Here is a 16,880-nt window from a genome sequence, read left to right on the forward strand (position 1 = left end):
ACCTTATAATTAGCCTAATAGCAGCCAGCATAAGAAAATAAAAAGACCCAGTACCATAACTGCAGCATAATGGTAAAGGTAACCACTTTGGAATGCACGTCCCTTCTGAGCAAACCAGCGAACTGTCTGACCAGTTCCATTGACGATTAATCCATCAATGAGCTTTTGATCGCCAGTATTATAAAACAACCGACCCAAAGCTTTTGTACCGCGGACGATAACCAGATCATTGAAGGCATCAAAGCCATATTTGTTCAGCAGCAGTTTATAAAGCCACTTGAATGTATGAGCAATTTTTCCCGGGATAGAAGGCAAGGCAATATAGCAAATCCAGGCGATCACAATCCCCGCAACTGTCAGCCAGAACGTCAAGGTCATTGGCGCCTCCAAAGCACTTAGCAAGGGAGAGTGAACTTCTTTTGCAAGTTCAGCCATTACATTATGTTCAGGTAATATGAACAGCGAACGAGATAATAATGTGGGGCTATCAAACAGCATGGGCATATAAAGAATATAACCAATAATGACAGAGGGAATCGCCAGAATCACCAGAGGCAACCAGACAACCCAGGGAGACTCGTGCAAATGCTCTTCAGTGTGTTTATCCATGCGCGGTTTGCCATGAAATGTCATAAACAAGGAGCGGAAGGTATATAAAGCAGTCACCATGGCACCGAGGCTTACACAGAAATACGCATATCCACTCCCGGGAATTTCAGAAAGTTTGGCTGCTTCAATAATAGTATCTTTGGAGTAAAAACCTGCAAAAGGAGGAATAGCACATAATGCCAGGCTGCCAATAACAAATGTTACATAGGTGATTGGCATTTTTTTCCACAAGCCACCCATTTTACGCATGTCCTGTTCATGGTGCATGGCGATAATCACGGATCCTGCGCCAAGGAAAAGCAAGGCTTTAAAACAGGCGTGTGTAAGCAAGTGAAACATCCCTGCACTATAAGATGAAGCTCCCATTGCTACCATCATATAACCTAATTGTGACAGAGTTGAATAAGCGACAACTCGCTTGATGTCATTCATTACGATAGCGAGAATACCGGTGAATAAAGCGCCTGTCGCCCCAATCACCAAAACCACTGTCAGCGCAGTAGTTGAATATTCAATTAATGGTGAAATACGCGCAATCATAAATACACCAGCGGTAACCATCGTAGCCGCATGGATTAATGCAGAAATCGGCGTCGGACCTTCCATTGATTCCGGTAACCAGACATGTAATGGTACCTGTGCTGATTTACCCATTGCACCAACAAATAACAGTAAACAAATAATGGTTAATACGGACCAGTCATGACCGGTATAAAGCTGCATGGTTTGTGCAGTCAGTCCTTTTACACTCGCAAAAATTGTTTCATAGTCCAGCGAGCCGGTATATGCTAAAATCAGGCCAATTCCCAGAACGAAGCCAAAATCCCCGACCCTGTTGACCAGAAATGCTTTCAGGCTGCCTTCAATCGCTGATTCTTTTTGATACCAGAATCCGATTAATAAATAGGAAACAAGACCAACGCCCTCCCAGCCAAAGAAGAGCTGCAGGAAATTATTACTGGTAACCAGCATCAGCATCATAAATGTGAATAATGAAATGTAACTGAAAAAGCGCTGATAACCATCATCATCTGCCATGTAACCGATGGAGTAGATATGAACCAGTAAAGAGACAAATGTGACTACAACCAGCATGACCGACGTCAGCGGATCTATTAAGAAACCAATATGAAATGAATAGGGAAATAATACCCCACCGCTTGCCCATGTATATAAATTCAGATTCTGTATTTCTGCTGTTCCACTAAAAATCTGAGTCGCAACGATAACAGACAATACAAATGAAATACCCACACCGGCTATAGTGACAGTGTGCGCGCCAATTCGGCCAATCTGATTGCGAAACAAACCAGCAACGAGGCATCCCACCAATGGCGCCAGAACAATTATTAGACTTAGCTGAATAATATTCACAATTTTTAACCTTTTAAATGATTCATCTTGTCAACATCAATGTTACCTCTGTTGCGGTAGAGTAACATCACGATCGCCAAACCAATTGCAGCCTCAGCAGCAGCAACAGTAAGAATAAAAAATACGAATACCTGGCCGGCAATTCCACCATAGTAATGTGAAAAGGCGATGAAATTTGTATTTACTGCCAACAACATTAATTCAATGCATACCAGCAATAGAATAACGTTTTTTCGATTCAGCATGATTCCTACAAGACTAAGTCCAAATAGAATTGCACTTAGAATGAGGTAATGATTAATTGGTACCATGTGGACAATTCCCGGTTATTTTTCTGTTTTCATAGAGACAATACTTAAGCGATCCTGCTTTCTAGTCATGATTTGCCGCGTTATATCTTGCCGTTTCGAACGAACCGCACCTCGGTGCGCAAGGGTAATCGCAGAAATAATAGCTACTAATAACAAGGCAGCTGCAATTTCAAAGGCAAATACATAATCAGTAAACAGAGCCATTCCAATCTCTTCTGTATTTGAAGGTTTGGCGGGGGCTTTAGGCGTATCCTCGCCGTCGCTGTACGTGGTACTGGAACTACTTGCGGCTGCCGGTGTCTGCTCAACAGCGTTTTTATACCAGTTTTCAGGAACTGCAACCAAAAGCAAGCCAACCAGCAATGCAACAATAATCAGTCCGAAAGGCATATAACGGATAAAGTGCGAGCGCATTGATTCAATGTCGATGTTAAGCATCATCACGACGAATAAAAATAAGGTCATAACTGCGCCAACGTAGACTAACACCAGAATCAAAGCCAGAAACTCTGCAGAAAGGAGGATCCATAAAATTGAGCTGGCAAAGAAAGTTACCACCAGGAACAAGACACAGCGCACAGGATTGTTCTGGGTAATAACCATCAGCGCGGATAAAACCGCGATTGCAGCAAACACATAGAAAATAACTGGTACTATTAAGTTATGCATGAAGCGCCTCGTTATCGGTAATCTTTGTCTTGTTCACGATCAGCAGCCAGGCGCTTTTCCATCAAGTCACCTACTGCCAGCAGTTTTTCTTTAGTCAAAATATTTTGCCCGCGCTCAGCAACATGCCAGTGTTGAATCGGCGTCAAGACAATAGAATCAACAGGACAGGACTCCTCACACAAACCACAGTAAATACATTTGAACGCGTCAATATCATAACGAGTAGTACGTCTGGATCCGTCCTCTCTTGGTTCTGATTCAATAGTTATTGCCGACGCAGGACAAACTGCCTCACATAATTTGCATGCAATGCAACGTTCCTCACCATTTGGGTAGCGTCTTAGCGCTAACATACCGCGAAATCTCGGCGAAATGGGAGTAACTTCTTCAGGGAACTGCACTGTAAATTTCTTTTTGAAAAAATATTTACCTGTCAGCTTTAAGCCGGAAAGCAACTCTAAAAGCAGGAAACTGCGAATATAATGTTTTAAATATTGATATGCTTTTTTCATTAGCTTGCTCTGCACAATTAAAACCAGGGTTTAACTTGGGCTACAACCATAAACGCGGTAACCATAACCCACACTATTGTTACTGGAATCAAAACCTTCCAACCCAATCGCATCAGCTGATCATAGCGATATCGAGGAAAGGTTGCTCTGACCCACAGATAAACAAAAAGGAAAAAGGAAATTTTCAGAAGCAGCCATACGAAACCAGGAACAATTAAGAAGATATCTTCAAGGACAGGAAGCCCTTCAAAAGGTGAAAGCCAACCGCCCAGAAAAAATAATGTAATTGCCGTGGAAATAAGAATCATACTGGCGTATTCAGACAGAAAGAATAAAGCAAAGCCAATACCGGAGTATTCCACATGGAAACCAGCGACAATTTCAGATTCGCCTTCTGCCAAATCAAATGGCGCGCGGTTAGTTTCAGCAATACCGGAAATCCAGAACACAAGGAACATTGGTAATAAAGGTATAAACCACCAATGGTAAATACCTCCTTGCTGAGAATTTACAATTTCAGTGATATTCATACTGCCTGATGCCAGCAAAACACCAACCAGAGCAAAACCCATCGCGATCTCATAGGAAACCGTTTGTGCCGTACTGCGCAATGCACCAAACATAGCGTATTTTGAATTAGATGCCCATCCTGCTATCAGAACCCCGTACACTCCGAGTGAACTCATTGCAAAGAGATAAAGTACTCCTGCATTGATATTGGCCAGAACGACACCTTCCGAAAAAGGAATTACAGCCCATCCAGCCAGTGCAGGCACCAATGCAAACAAGGGTGCAATCACAAATAAATATTTATTTGACTTGGTTGGTACGATAATTTCTTTGGTTATTAATTTGAATAAATCAGCAAAGGGCTGAAGCAAGCCTTTAAAACCAACTCGATTCGGGCCTACACGGATTTGTATATAACCAATTACCTTGCGTTCGGCATATGTTAAATATGCAACAGCAATTAAAAGTGGAACAACAATAATCAGGATTTTAATAACAATCCACAGCAATATGCCTATATCATGAAGCATTTTTATACCTGTTTAGCGCTTAATAGTGATTGCAGCAAATGAATGACCAAGATCAACTGTCTCTGGCATTGCATTTGCTACCCATACTACATCGGGTGCTACTCTCTCATCGCGTTTAAGCGGCAATGTTATCTCAATATCCTCCTGAGAAACAGTAGCAAACTCATCTAATTTCAATCGATTGGCTGTTATTGGATTAATCCTTATACAAGCAGACTCGGCAGCTGCACATAATTGCAAAGCCTCAGCATTCCTGACAATCTGATCATTTCTATACAGCGGCCATTCACCCACACGCGTCAAATGATGATCAGCGACTGGTAATGACTCTGGATAATAAGGACGGTACTCTTCCTGGGGCATCATTGCAGTCAAATGCCGAATTTCATTAATCACTTCTTCAGAAGAAGTATAATTAAATTCTTTACAATGCAGCAGATTAGCTAATACCCGCAGAACCTTCCAGGCAGGTCGTGCTTCACCAAATGGAGCATAGGCACCCTGTACTGTCTGCCATTTATGGTCCACATTAATATATGTACCAGAGGTTTCTGCATAGGGAGCTACTGGCAGAATTACATTGCAGTAATCTCTCATCGATTCGTTATCAAATGCAGATAACATCACTACAAACTCGGCAGCAAGCATAGACTGTCTTGCTCTGTATGGATTGGCAAAATCAAAGCCAGGCTCAACAGCATGCAAAAGGTAGCCTTTTAATTTGTGTTCGAGGGCTAAATGGACATCTAAACCCGCAGGCTCTACTCGTTTCCCTGCAACCGTCCTGTCAGGCAACATTCCTGCGAGTCGGGCACCTGCGGCATTCGCACCAGTTGAAAACCAAATTATTCTTACAGAGGTATGTGTTTCAAGCAGATGCACTAATGTTCTTATCAGACTGGCTTCAGGATGATTTTCACTAATAGCACCCAGAAGAATGACCGAGTTCCCTTCAGCTAAGCCATTCGCAATTTGTCTTAAGTTCTCTTCTGGCTCCAATCCTAAAATAAGGCGCTCAATTTCCTGAGACAAATTGGGTCTGTCACCAATCATCAGTTTAACCAGCTTGGCCAATTGCATTGGTATTTCCTGGGGCGACACAATACTTCTGGCAGTCAGATCAAATCGGTATTCATAATCTACTGCATTTATCGCATAAATATTCGCGTTGTTACGGAATGCTTTGCGGACACGCAGACCTGCCAATGGAATTTCCCGGTCAATATTACATCCTACCAACAGAATGTGCTGAGCATTCTCAATTTCCTGGTAGCTCATACTATTGGCTTTTACAGCAGGCAAATGATGCTGATCACGAAAATCCGACTGCTGCAAACGATAGTCCAGATTGTTTACACCCAACTCTCTCATTAGTTTTTGTAGTAAATATAACTCTTCAAGAGTATTAGATGGCGATGAAAATGCTGCAAATTGCTCAGGGCCATGCTGCTTAATGAGTTTGCTAATGCCTTCAGCAGCAAACTTCAGTGCCGTTTCCCAATCTGTTTCTTCCCATTGTCCATTGCGCTTGATCAAGGGCTGAGCCAGCCGGTTAGGGCTTTTTAATCCGAGATAACTATAGCGGTCTCTGTCAGAAAGCCAGGTCTCGTTAATGCTTTCATTCTCTCTGGGTACAGCACGCATTATCTCATTGCGTCGAACATGCACATAAACATTGGAACCCAGGCAATCGTGAGGGGCAATGCTCTCATATTGATCCATTTCCCAAGGACGCGCTGTAAATCGATAAGGCTTGGATGTTAAGGCGCCGACAGGGCACAAATCAATGACGTTTCCGGAAACTTCTGAAGTAATACTGTGCTGAATGTAGGTGCCTATCTGAGTTTTTTCGCCGCGCCCGGTTGCTCCCAGTTCGCGAAGGCCCGCCACTTCCTCGCCAAAACGTACACAGCGTGTGCAATGTATACAACGTGTCATTTCTGTTGCTATAAGCGGCCCCAGGTTGTCGTCATCTACCGAGCGTTTTTCTTCTGTGTATTCTGATGAGTCATGACCGAATCCCATGGATATATCTTGTAATTCGCACTCACCGCCCTGATCGCAGATAGGACAATCAAGGGGATGGTTAATTAATAAAAATTCCATCACCGCCTGCTGAGAACGTACAGCTTCTTCCGATTTGGTAAATACCTTCATTCCATTAGTAATAGGCGTTGCGCAAGCGGGAACTGGTTTTCGCCCATTCTCTACTTCTACAAGGCACATTCTGCAATTGGCAGCGACAGATAATTTTTTATGGTAGCAGAATCTCGGAATATAAATACCGGCCTCATCCGCAACTTCAATAATCATCTTGCCGTTATCGGCTTCAAGGGTTTTTCCGTCAATTTCAATGGTTGCCATTGTCTAAACCTTCTCAATTATGCTGCGACGATCGAGCGTTTGTGCTTAATGAAATAATCAAACTCGTGATAAAAATGTTTAACAAAACTTTGAACAGGCCATGCCGCTGCCTCTCCAAGAGCACAAATAGTACGTCCTTCAATTTTGTCAGCAACATTAGCCAGTTTTTCAATATCACCAGGCTCTCCATGCCCGTGGCGTATGCGATGAATGAGTCTTACAAGCCAACCTGTACCTTCGCGGCAAGGAGTACACTGGCCACAGGATTCATCCATATAAAATTCGGAAATGCGGTAAAGCGCATCGACCATACAGGTCGTTTCATCCATAACGATCACAGCACCAGATCCCAGGCCTGAACCTGCTTTCTGAATACTGTCGTAGTCCATATCAAGTTCCATCATTACATCTCCTGGCAATACCTTCATCGAGGTTCCACCAGGAATTACCGCTTTAATTTTTCGGTTCTGGGTAACTCCACCGGCCAGCTCAAGCAGGGTTTTAAAAGGAGTTCCCAAAGGGATTTCAAAATTTCCAGGACGATTAACATGACCGCTAACGCTAAAGCATTTGGTACCGCCATTATTTGGTTTACCAAGCTTTAAAAACCATTCGCCGCCTTTCTCCAGGATTACTGGTACAGACGCAAAGGTTTCTGTGTTATTAATTGTTGTTGGCTTTCCATATAAGCCGTAGTTCGCTGGAAATGGCGGCTTGAAGCGAGGCATGCCCTTCTTACCTTCAAGTGAGTTTAATAATGCCGTTTCCTCACCACAGATATAGGCTCCTGCCCCCAGGTGATTATAAAGGTCAAAATCCACGCCGCTATTCAATATGTTTTTACCGAGTAAACCCGCCTCATAGGCTTCATGCAAGGCATGGTCCGTACGTTCAAATGGCAGCCAGAACTCGCCCCGGATGTAGTTATAACCAACTGTGGCACCCATGACATAACCAGCAATAGCCATGCCTTCAATGAGCTGATGTGGATTTCTGCTAAGAATTTCACGGTCTTTGCAGGTACCTGGCTCGCCTTCATCCGAATTGCACACGACGTACTTTTGCACCGGGGCATTGCGGTTCATGAAACTCCATTTGAGTCCTGTAGGAAATCCTGCGCCGCCTCTTCCACGTAAAGCCGATGTTTTTAATTCTTCAATGATCTGCTGAGGAGGTATTTTTTCAGCCAGAATTCTTCGCCATACACTATAGCCGCCAATGCTTTCATAAGCCTTCAGCGTCCAAGGTTTATCTAAATGAAATGTACGGTAACAGACTAGATTTTGCTCAACCATGACAACTACCTCTATCTTTCATTGGTATTGTTCCAAAATTTGATCAATTTTTTCAGTAGTCAGGTCTTCGTGATAATTTTTTCCAATTTGCATCATCGGTGCATTCACACAAGCCCCAAGGCATTCAACTGAACGTAAAGTAAAGCGTTTATCCTCTGTCGTAGATCCCAGTTTAATCCCTAATCGGGATTCCAGGTAATCCACTACTTCAGCGGAACCACGCAATTTGCATGAGATATTGGTGCATACATTAATGAGATGTTTCCCTAATGGCTTATGCTCATACATGGAATAAAAGGTTGCCACCTCATAGACTGCAATCGCTGGCATATCGAGATATTCAGCCACTGCATCCATTAGCTCAGGCGTTAGGAATTGATGTTCTTCCTGAACAATCCGCAAGGCACTCATCACAGCTGATTGTTTTTGGTCAGCAGGATACTTTTTTATCCAATGGTCAATTTCATCAATTCGTTTTGATGTAACCAGTTGACATAACAACTTACCTGAATTTTCAGACATACTAACTAGCCTTAACTATATTTCAAAGAGTAACACCTCTTCAGTGAAGATAGTGTAAACTCAAGATTGCTATCGATCAATTTCGCCAAAAACGATATCCTGGCTTGCCAAAATGGCAACGCCGTCTGCAAGCATGTGTCCTCTGACCATTTCATCATAGCTGGCCAAATGAGCAAAACCTGGCGCTCTGATTTTTAGTCGATAGGGTTTATTTGCTCCATCTGAAACCAGATAGATGCCAAACTCTCCCTTGGGCGCTTCTACAGCGGAGTAGACTTCGCCTGCCGGCAGGCAAAAGCCCTCTGTGAATAGTTTAAAATGGTGGATTAATGCTTCCATGTCATGTTTCATCACTGCCCTACGTGGCGGAGTCACCTTATAATCATGAACACGAACAGGACCAGGGTTTGCTTTTAACCATTCAATACACTGTCTGACAATTCGATTGGACTGACGAAGTTCTTCAACTCTTACCAGATATCGATCATAACAGTCACCTGTTTTTCCAACGGGAATGTCAAACTCCATCTTGTCATATGCAGCATAAGGCTGTTTCCTTCTTAAATCCCAGGCAACACCGGAGGCACGCAGCATAGGCCCGGTAAACCCCCATTGCAACGCCTGCTCAGCACTAAACCGTCCTATATCGACTGTGCGCTGCTTCCAGATGCGATTATCGGTAAGAAGAGTTTCATATTCATCAACGCATTTAGGGAAGCGCTCAGTAAAACTCCATAGAAAATCCAGGAGACTGCCTTCTCTATTGCTGTTCATCTTTTCTACTTCGCGCTCGTTGTGCCAGCGTGAAGGTTTGTATTTAGGCATGCTTTCTGGCAAGTCTCTGGCTACGCCGCCTGGACGATAGTATTTGGCATGCATTCGGGCGCCGGAAACAGCTTCATAGCAGTCAAACAAGTCTTCGCGTTCACGGAAGCAATAAAGGAAAACAGTCATTGCTCCAATATCAAGAGCCACTGCACCCAGCCATAATAAATGGTTCAGTATGCGAGTTACCTCATCAAACATTGTACGGATATATTGTGCGCGAATGGGTACTTCAATACCGAGCAGCTTTTCAATGGCCATTACATAGGCATGTTCATTGCACATCATGGAAACATAGTCCAGACGATCCATATAACCTATGTTTTGCAGGTAAGGCTTGGTCTCGGCTAGCTTTTCAGTTGCTCTATGCAGCAATCCTATATGCGGATCGGCTCTGACAATTGTTTCCCCCTCCAGTTCCATTACCAGACGCAGCACACCGTGCGCTGCAGGATGTTGGGGACCAAAATTCAGAGTATAGTTCTTTAGCTCAATCATGGTGGCTCATCCCCGGAGTGTCAATGTATCGATTATCATCGCGTATTACTTTAGGTATGATAACTCGTGGTTCAACATCCACGGGCTCATAAATAACCTTTTCCAAATGTGCATCATAGCGCATTTCAACGTGACCACTCACCGGGAAGTCTTTTCTGAAGGGATGGCCAATGAAACCATAGTCGGTAAGAATTCGTCGTAAATCCGGATGATTTTCAAACAGAATACCGTATAAATCATAGGTTTCTCTTTCGAACCAGTTGGCGGACTTCCATAGATCATGTACTGAAGGGATTATCAAGTGACTTTCTTCCAGGAATACCTTCACTCGAAGCCGCTGATTATGAATTGTAGACAGAAGATGATAGACAACTGCAAAACGTGGCTTTTCCCAAACACCAATCCGCTCTTCCTGTGGCTCAACTGCTCTGGAGAAACCTTTCTCAGTGGCTGCCTCAGTTTCCCAGTCAAAACGTCCATAATCGAGATAGTCAACACCGCAAACATCAATTAGCTCATCAAATGCAAATTCTTCATAATTGCGTAATTGAGTAAGCGCTTTGCGAATGTGGGCTGCCTGGCATTCTATCGTTACTTCATCGTAGGCAAGAGTAACAGACTCTGTCATACCTTTCAGTTCATTTTCAATGAGTTCGACCAAGCGGGTTAATTTTGTCATTTTGCTATCTACCTGCCCTTAAGCTTCAATGATTGTTTTATGTCTTATCTTATTCTGCAGCTGGATAATCCCATAGAGAAGCGCTTCTGCAGTTGGAGGGCAGCCAGGAACATAGATATCTACTGGAACTATACGGTCACAACCGCGAACAACAGAATAGGAATAATGATAATAGCCTCCACCATTGGCACAGGATCCCATTGAGATAACCCAGCGCGGCTCAGGCATCTGATCGTAGACCTTGCGCAATGCAGGGGCCATTTTGTTACATAAAGTACCTGCAACAATCATTACATCCGATTGACGAGGGCTTGGTCTGAAAATGATACCGAAGCGGTCCAGATCGTAACGGGCAGCTCCCACATGCATCATTTCTACGGCACAGCAGGCCAGTCCAAAGGTCATTGGCCACATTGAACCGCTTCGCGCCCAACCTAACAATTTATCGACACTGGTTGTAATGAAACCACTTTTTTGCAATTCTGCAGCAGCCATATATAAGCCTCTGAAAAGTATGGAAATAAGAAACAAAACGTTCTGTTCTATATTGAACGAATATTGTTATTATTCCTAACCAAGATTCAAGATTTGTATGCCCTGCGGGAATACTATTCCCATTCTAGCGCCCCACGTTTCCACTCATAAATAAATCCAATGACCAGAAGTCCCAGAAAAATTGCCATTGAGAGAAAACCAAACCAGCCTATCTTGCGCAACACTAAAGCCCAGGGGAAGAAAAACGCGGTTTCCAAATCAAAGATAATAAATAGTATAGCAACTAGATAAAATCTTACATCAAAAGGGATATGAGAGCTTTCAAAGGCATCAAAGCCACACTCATAGGGGGAGTTCTTAGCTGAATCTGGATTGCTTTTTGATAACAGCGAACCCGCAGTTATCATTGCGATACCTAGAATCAAGCCAATAATTATAAAAACAAATATCGGTAAATATTGTGATAGCATCATTTAAATCGCTTGGATAAATGGTGCCGAAGGCCGGACTCGAACCGGCACGGCTTACGCCACCGCCCCCTCAAGACGGCGTGTCTACCAATTCCACCACTTCGGCATTGTTAGTTTATTGTTTTTCGTTTTTACTGCTATCAACCGGCACGGGAACTTTGTTTTCCTGTACACTGGTCTGCTGAGGTATTACTTGTTGCCCTGCTTTTTGATATTGCATGGAAACAATATACGACAGAGTCAAACTGGTTATAAAAAATGTTATAGCCAGACCGCCAGTAAACCTGAACAGGAAACCGCCAGTACCTTGACTACCAAACACTGTATTCGATGCGCCAGAGCCAAATGCTGCACCTATATCGGCTCCTTTGCCATGCTGGATTAGCACTAATCCGATCAGAGCAATCGCAACAAGTACATGAATCATTAAGATTAATTGATACATTTAACAATTTCCACAAACTGTTGTGCATTAAGCGATGCACCACCTGCCAAAACGCCATCCACATCAGACATGCTGAATAGTGATGCTGCGTTCTTGTCATTAACACTTCCGCCATAGGCAATCGTTATCATTGACGCGGCATTTTTATCGTATTCTGCCACTAACTCTCTGATAAACTGATGAACTGCCTGTACCTCTTCGGGTAAAGGTGGCACACCTGTTCCTATAGCCCAAACTGGCTCATATGCAATTACGCAATTTCTAAAACAATGTTCTTTGTCGGCGACTGCTCGTATTTGCCTGGCAACTACTTGCTCTGTAAGACCATCTTCTCGTTCGCTTAAGGTCTCGCCCACACAAAGAATCGGTATCATATCATGATCTTTTACATGGTGGAATTTTTCTGCAACAAATTTTTCACTTTCCGAAAAAAATCTTCGTCGCTCCGAATGCCCTACCATTGCATATCGGCAGTTGTACTCTTTTACCATAGCTGCTGAAACTTCACCCGTATAAGCCCCAGAGTCCTTCGGATACACATTCTGGGCCCCCAATTGAACTGGGCTGGATTTTAGTATCTCGCTTACCATGGGTAAATGCAGCATTGATGGCATCAATACACAATCAACTGTCAAATCTTTTGGCAACCCATGCAAAATAGCCTGAAGAAGAGATCTGATTTGATCAATTTGACCATTCATCTTCCAATTGCCAGCTACTATTTTTTTTCGCATGCGAACCTCGAATCTAATTTTGCGACTATACCTTAGACAAAGCACTTAATCAAAACATTTCATCTATATTTTCTTTATTCTCTCATGATCAGTTTAATTTCCTCGCAGCTATTGAAGTCCTTCCGGCTATTTTTTCAAAAGTACTGGCTATTATTGCCAATTTTCATTAAATTTGTTCTAATTCTTCTCATCTTACGTACTTTGTTCAGGGAGGACAGGTTATGAAGAATCGAATTATTGATCTTGCCCGGCGGCTTTCCATGCTGGAGCATCCGATTAATGTTCTGGAACTAGGAAAACTGCTTCACTCCTGCCAGGATTTATTTTCAAAACCATTGGCAATTGATTCTGAGATAGAAGTCCAATGGCAGATAATCACAAACATTTATAAAATCTATCTGAAAGTCAACGAGCTTAAGACAAGGGAGTTAAATGGTCAGCTGCTGGCCCAGCAAGTCAAAGAATTATATCACCAAAAATTATCATTGGAGCCCAGGTTAAACTCTCTGCTCAAAGAAGAAGCAGACGTTCGAAAGAGAATTGATTCCCACTCCCCTGAGCTTCTGAAAGCCTGTGAAGGCTCTCCCTCGTCTGCTTTGCCCCAGGCAAACGATGGCGACGAACCGATTATCCGCCAGTTTTTTATTTTCACACGGGACGAATATCAGCGCCTTTTACTTCAAAATCATCAGGTTATTGTTGGTGAGAAGCTTCTCCTTAGGGACGAGGCAATTCATAAGCTTAATGCACTTAATGTTATTTTCACTGCTTCCACCACGATTAAACATGCATCGCTTTTTGCCGCTAATTCCTTAAGTGAATCCAAACGCTTGCATGCCATTCTTCAGCAGTTATCATCAAGCAAAACGCAACTTATTGACACCGTTTCAAAAAATGACCTTGTTGCTGAGATTCAGGATTTGCAAAAGAAGATTCTGTTTTTGGAAGATACCGTAACTGCCATTGGCAGGCAGATAAATGAAAGCAAGCTTGTTAATACCAGGGAACTTGATGATCTTTATTCTGCAACCTCAAATATAGAAGATTTACTAAAGGATAGACAAAGCAGAGTTTCTCATCTTAATTCCTACTGGCCCAGCGCTTTGGTTTTTTATTGGGCCAATCCTGAGGACCATAATGAGGAGCTGACCCGCGAAAAGAGCGAGCTTGAGTACCTTAAACTTCTTCATGATAAGGACAATGCAGCTTACCAATTGGCGCAACTGAGTGAAATACTGGATGATACCAAAAAGCTTTTATCAGATAACTCGCGCGAGTGGGTTGATAACCCTAAGCATCACCTCTCATCTGATGCAATCAATCTAATCATTAATGCAATCCAGGGTTTTATTCCCGGCTTCATTGCCAGAGAACCTGTTTCAAGCGTGTCACTATTAATTGAGTTAGACAAAATTCTTCCGGAATTAGAACGAGCCTGCAGTAGACACTCCCAAATTATTGCTTTACTTCCCCAGTTTATAGAGGCAAAAAAAGAACTCAACAGCCTGGAAACTAGCCATATATTTAATGGCCTCCCTGAAGATTTTGTTCCACCGGCACGCGAATTGGCAGTCTTGAAAGAAGAGTCGGCAGGGCGGCAGAATGAACTCATTCGATTAGCGCAGTTATTAAGTAAATGCCAGAATTTACTTGCGGAGTTTGGTCTTCTAAGGCAGATTAGTCAACAGATAGAAGGAATCAGGACAGTTCAAACCAATACTTTAAATAAATTAGCGCAGCTTGAAAATGAACTGTTAAGGCTTGATCAACATCCGATTGATCCTCAAAAACTGGATACACATATTGCCAGCTTATCGCTTGAGCTAAAATTGTTACAAACTACGATAAAGCCTCATGAACTCAGTACAAAACCACAGGAAACTCTTGAGGCTGCATTGACGAATGCTCGCATGCGACGTGCGAGTACAATGGATTTACACTTGGGTAAATTGCAGTACTGGAACAGCAAAATTATCGTCAAACTTCAACAACTACCTGCAGATTTAAATAGTTGGTATGTTAAGCTGTTCATGTGTTTGCAGCAACAGCATGTCAATGAAGCGACCAAACGGCAAATGTATCAGTTACTGAAAGACATTCTTTTTGAGATGAACGAACCGCCTCCATCAGCTCCTTACAGTTTACTTTATAAATATAAATCCTTATGTGAAAATCCCAGCGAACAGTGGTCCGTTCTACTTAGTTTCAAACCTCCTGTTGAACCAAACTTGCAGGAAAAAGGGAAGTTTCATCCCATTTTGCAATCACAACTGGATAGTTTATTAAATAGAAAATATTCTCGTGAAGCCAAACTCTGTGCTGATCTGGCGCACCAACTGCAAAAACAGCCCGCTCAAAATGCTAACACTAGTGTACAGTTGATTAGAAATTACCTTTCTGATCCGCGTTATCAAAGTCTTTATGAGCACCGTGGATTCTGGATTCTTTCACAATGGGCTGCAAAAGTGAGTACTGCTTTATGGAATTGCTTCTCGGAAAATAAATCTTCTTTTTATCAAAGTGTTTTTTATAAGTCCACCTCCACAGTGCATTCCTTGCAGGAGGATTTTGAGTTGGCTAACACTTTGGCAAGACAATAATGTACTGTATAAGCATCCCTGCGGACAAGCCGCAGGGCGTAGGGTGATAGGTAGATACCTATGGATTAAGCCTCAGTATTTGAAGATCAGCGCAGACCCTGTTCGATAGTGACGATATTATCTCGGAGTTGCTCTGCCTGTACAAGAACTTCATCCTGATCCAATCCCTCTACCATCACCCGCAGTAATGGTTCAGTACCGGATGGGCGCAATAAAACGCGGCCGTCATTGCCTAGCTTTTCAGACAAGGCACGCACAGATGCCTGGACTCTCTGATCTTCAAGTAATTCCGTTGCGTGTTCTGTCTTGATATTGATTAGGGTCTGGGGTAGCAGGGTTATCCCCTCGGTAAGTTCTGAGAGAGATTTACCCTGCTTAACCATACAGGCAAGCACTTGCAGAGCAGCAATTATGCCGTCACCAGTCGTAGTTTTATCAAGACAAACGATATGACCGGAAGATTCTCCACCAATTCGCCAATCTTTCTCTTTTAAGGTTTCCAAAACATAACGATCCCCAACTTTGGTCCTTAAAAATGGGATGTTCAGATTTGAAATAGCTTTTTCTAATCCGTAGTTACTCATTAAAGTTCCGACTACGCCACCATGAAGTATGCCCCGTTGAAACCTGTCTTTGGTAATAATATATAATACCTGATCTCCGTTGATGATATTTCCCCTGGAATCAATGAGGATGAGACGATCGCCGTCTCCATCGAGAGCGATACCTATATCAGCCCCTGTTTTCAGGACCCACTGGCGTAACATTTCCGGCGAGGTGGAACCACAGTTCTGATTAATATTAAATCCATCCGGATTATCGGCGATTGCCGTTACCTGCGCACCAAGTTCCGTGAATACATTCGGCGCAACATGATATGTCGCACCGTTTGCGCAATCGACGACAATTTTTAAGCCAGACAGTCTGGTTAAGGAAGGAATGGTCGATTTGCAAAATTCAATATAACGTCCAGGCGCATCACTAATCCGTTTTGCTTTCCCAAGTTTTACTGAACTGACTGTGGTAAGCGGCTTTTCTAATTCTCTTTCTATCGCCAATTCCATCGCATCCGGTAATTTACTTCCATCAGCTGCGAAAAATTTAATCCCGTTATCTTCAAATAGATTATGTGAGGCACTGATAACAATTCCGGCATTCGCACGTAAAGTCTGGGTCAAATAGGCCACAGCAGGAGTAGGCATCGGCCCCACCAGGCTGATATCCACACCGGCAGCAGCCAGTCCTGCTTCCAATGCGGATTCCAGCATATAACCTGAAATTCTGGTATCTTTACCAATCAATACATGTTTTCGATGGCCATTCGCCAAAACACGCCCTACGGCCCAACCAAGCTTTAACATAAATTCTGGATTTACATTTGATAAACCAACCTGCCCACGGATACCGTCCGTACCAAAATATTTTCGTTGATCCATCT

16 protein-coding genes and 1 tRNA gene are annotated in these 16,880 nt (G+C 43.0%); 1 reads left to right on the top strand and 16 read right to left on the bottom strand.

Annotated features, from left to right (window positions below):
- Window positions 1-9 precede the first annotated feature (9 nt).
- The 15 genes from nuoL to tpiA form a co-directional block, all read right to left on the bottom strand.
- On the bottom strand, window positions 10-1,983 hold the full coding sequence (gene nuoL, locus E1O89_RS08490) for an NADH-quinone oxidoreductase subunit L (protein ID WP_133139794.1): 1,974 nt from the start codon (window positions 1,981-1,983) through the stop codon (window positions 10-12).
- A gap of 5 nt (window positions 1,984-1,988) precedes the next feature.
- Window positions 1,989-2,294, bottom strand: a complete 306-nt coding sequence (nuoK, locus tag E1O89_RS08495) for an NADH-quinone oxidoreductase subunit NuoK (protein WP_058507242.1) — start codon at window positions 2,292-2,294, stop codon at window positions 1,989-1,991.
- Window positions 2,295-2,309: 15 nt separating this feature from the next.
- Window positions 2,310-2,963 carry an NADH-quinone oxidoreductase subunit J gene (locus E1O89_RS08500; protein ID WP_112219320.1) on the bottom strand — a complete coding sequence of 218 codons (654 nt, stop codon included), beginning with the start codon at window positions 2,961-2,963 and terminating at the stop codon, window positions 2,310-2,312.
- Window positions 2,964-2,974: 11 nt separating this feature from the next.
- Window positions 2,975-3,475 carry an NADH-quinone oxidoreductase subunit NuoI gene (nuoI, locus tag E1O89_RS08505; protein WP_058507240.1) on the bottom strand — a complete coding sequence of 167 codons (501 nt, stop codon included), beginning with the start codon at window positions 3,473-3,475 and terminating at the stop codon, window positions 2,975-2,977.
- Window positions 3,476-3,492: 17 nt separating this feature from the next.
- On the bottom strand, window positions 3,493-4,515 hold the full coding sequence (gene nuoH / locus E1O89_RS08510; protein ID WP_133139795.1) for an NADH-quinone oxidoreductase subunit NuoH: 1,023 nt from the start codon (window positions 4,513-4,515) through the stop codon (window positions 3,493-3,495).
- Between the two features lie 12 nt (window positions 4,516-4,527).
- Window positions 4,528-6,879 (bottom strand): NADH-quinone oxidoreductase subunit NuoG, encoded by a 2,352-nt coding sequence (gene nuoG / locus E1O89_RS08515; RefSeq protein WP_133139796.1) that lies wholly within the window; start codon window positions 6,877-6,879, stop codon window positions 4,528-4,530.
- A gap of 17 nt (window positions 6,880-6,896) precedes the next feature.
- Window positions 6,897-8,174, bottom strand: a complete 1,278-nt coding sequence (gene nuoF / locus E1O89_RS08520; protein ID WP_058507237.1) for an NADH-quinone oxidoreductase subunit NuoF — start codon at window positions 8,172-8,174, stop codon at window positions 6,897-6,899.
- A gap of 18 nt (window positions 8,175-8,192) precedes the next feature.
- Window positions 8,193-8,696: an NADH-quinone oxidoreductase subunit NuoE gene (nuoE, locus tag E1O89_RS08525; RefSeq protein WP_112219323.1), complete on the bottom strand. Its 504-nt coding sequence runs from the start codon at window positions 8,694-8,696 to the stop codon at window positions 8,193-8,195.
- Window positions 8,697-8,765: 69 nt separating this feature from the next.
- On the bottom strand, window positions 8,766-10,019 hold the full coding sequence (locus E1O89_RS08530) for an NADH-quinone oxidoreductase subunit D (RefSeq protein WP_133139797.1): 1,254 nt from the start codon (window positions 10,017-10,019) through the stop codon (window positions 8,766-8,768).
- Window positions 10,012-10,698 (bottom strand): NADH-quinone oxidoreductase subunit C, encoded by a 687-nt coding sequence (locus E1O89_RS08535; protein WP_112219325.1) that lies wholly within the window; start codon window positions 10,696-10,698, stop codon window positions 10,012-10,014. Before E1O89_RS08535 ends, E1O89_RS08530 begins: the two co-directional genes overlap by 8 nt.
- An 18-nt stretch (window positions 10,699-10,716) precedes the next feature.
- Window positions 10,717-11,193: a NuoB/complex I 20 kDa subunit family protein gene (locus tag E1O89_RS08540; RefSeq protein WP_058507233.1), complete on the bottom strand. Its 477-nt coding sequence runs from the start codon at window positions 11,191-11,193 to the stop codon at window positions 10,717-10,719.
- 113 nt (window positions 11,194-11,306) lie between these two features.
- Window positions 11,307-11,663, bottom strand: coding sequence for an NADH-quinone oxidoreductase subunit A (gene ndhC / locus E1O89_RS08545; RefSeq protein ID WP_058507325.1), 357 nt, complete (start codon window positions 11,661-11,663; stop codon window positions 11,307-11,309).
- 21 nt (window positions 11,664-11,684) lie between these two features.
- Window positions 11,685-11,769 (bottom strand) — tRNA-Leu (locus tag E1O89_RS08550).
- A 9-nt stretch (window positions 11,770-11,778) separates the two neighbouring features.
- Entirely contained in the window at window positions 11,779-12,108 is a 330-nt protein-coding gene (gene secG, locus E1O89_RS08555) for a preprotein translocase subunit SecG (RefSeq protein WP_112219326.1), read from the bottom strand.
- Complete coding sequence (gene tpiA / locus E1O89_RS08560) at window positions 12,096-12,842, bottom strand: triose-phosphate isomerase (protein WP_133139798.1); 747 nt, start codon at window positions 12,840-12,842, stop codon at window positions 12,096-12,098. The genes secG and tpiA overlap by 13 nt, the downstream gene beginning before the upstream one ends.
- A gap of 221 nt (window positions 12,843-13,063) precedes the next feature.
- Between tpiA and E1O89_RS08565 the strand changes: the two genes are divergently transcribed.
- Window positions 13,064-15,442 carry a hypothetical protein gene (locus E1O89_RS08565; protein WP_133139799.1) on the top strand — a complete coding sequence of 793 codons (2,379 nt, stop codon included), beginning with the start codon at window positions 13,064-13,066 and terminating at the stop codon, window positions 15,440-15,442.
- Window positions 15,443-15,528: 86 nt separating this feature from the next.
- Here the strand turns inward: E1O89_RS08565 and glmM are convergent, their stop codons facing one another.
- The gene (gene glmM / locus E1O89_RS08570; RefSeq protein WP_133139800.1) at window positions 15,529-16,878 is read right to left on the bottom strand and encodes a phosphoglucosamine mutase; all 1,350 of its coding nucleotides are present in this window, start codon (window positions 16,876-16,878) and stop codon (window positions 15,529-15,531) included.
- Window positions 16,879-16,880 lie beyond the last annotated feature (2 nt).

Origin of the sequence: Legionella genomosp. 1, from assembly GCF_900640215.1 — a bacterium.
GTDB classification, from domain to species: Bacteria; Pseudomonadota; Gammaproteobacteria; order Legionellales; family Legionellaceae; genus Legionella_C; species Legionella_C quinlivanii_A.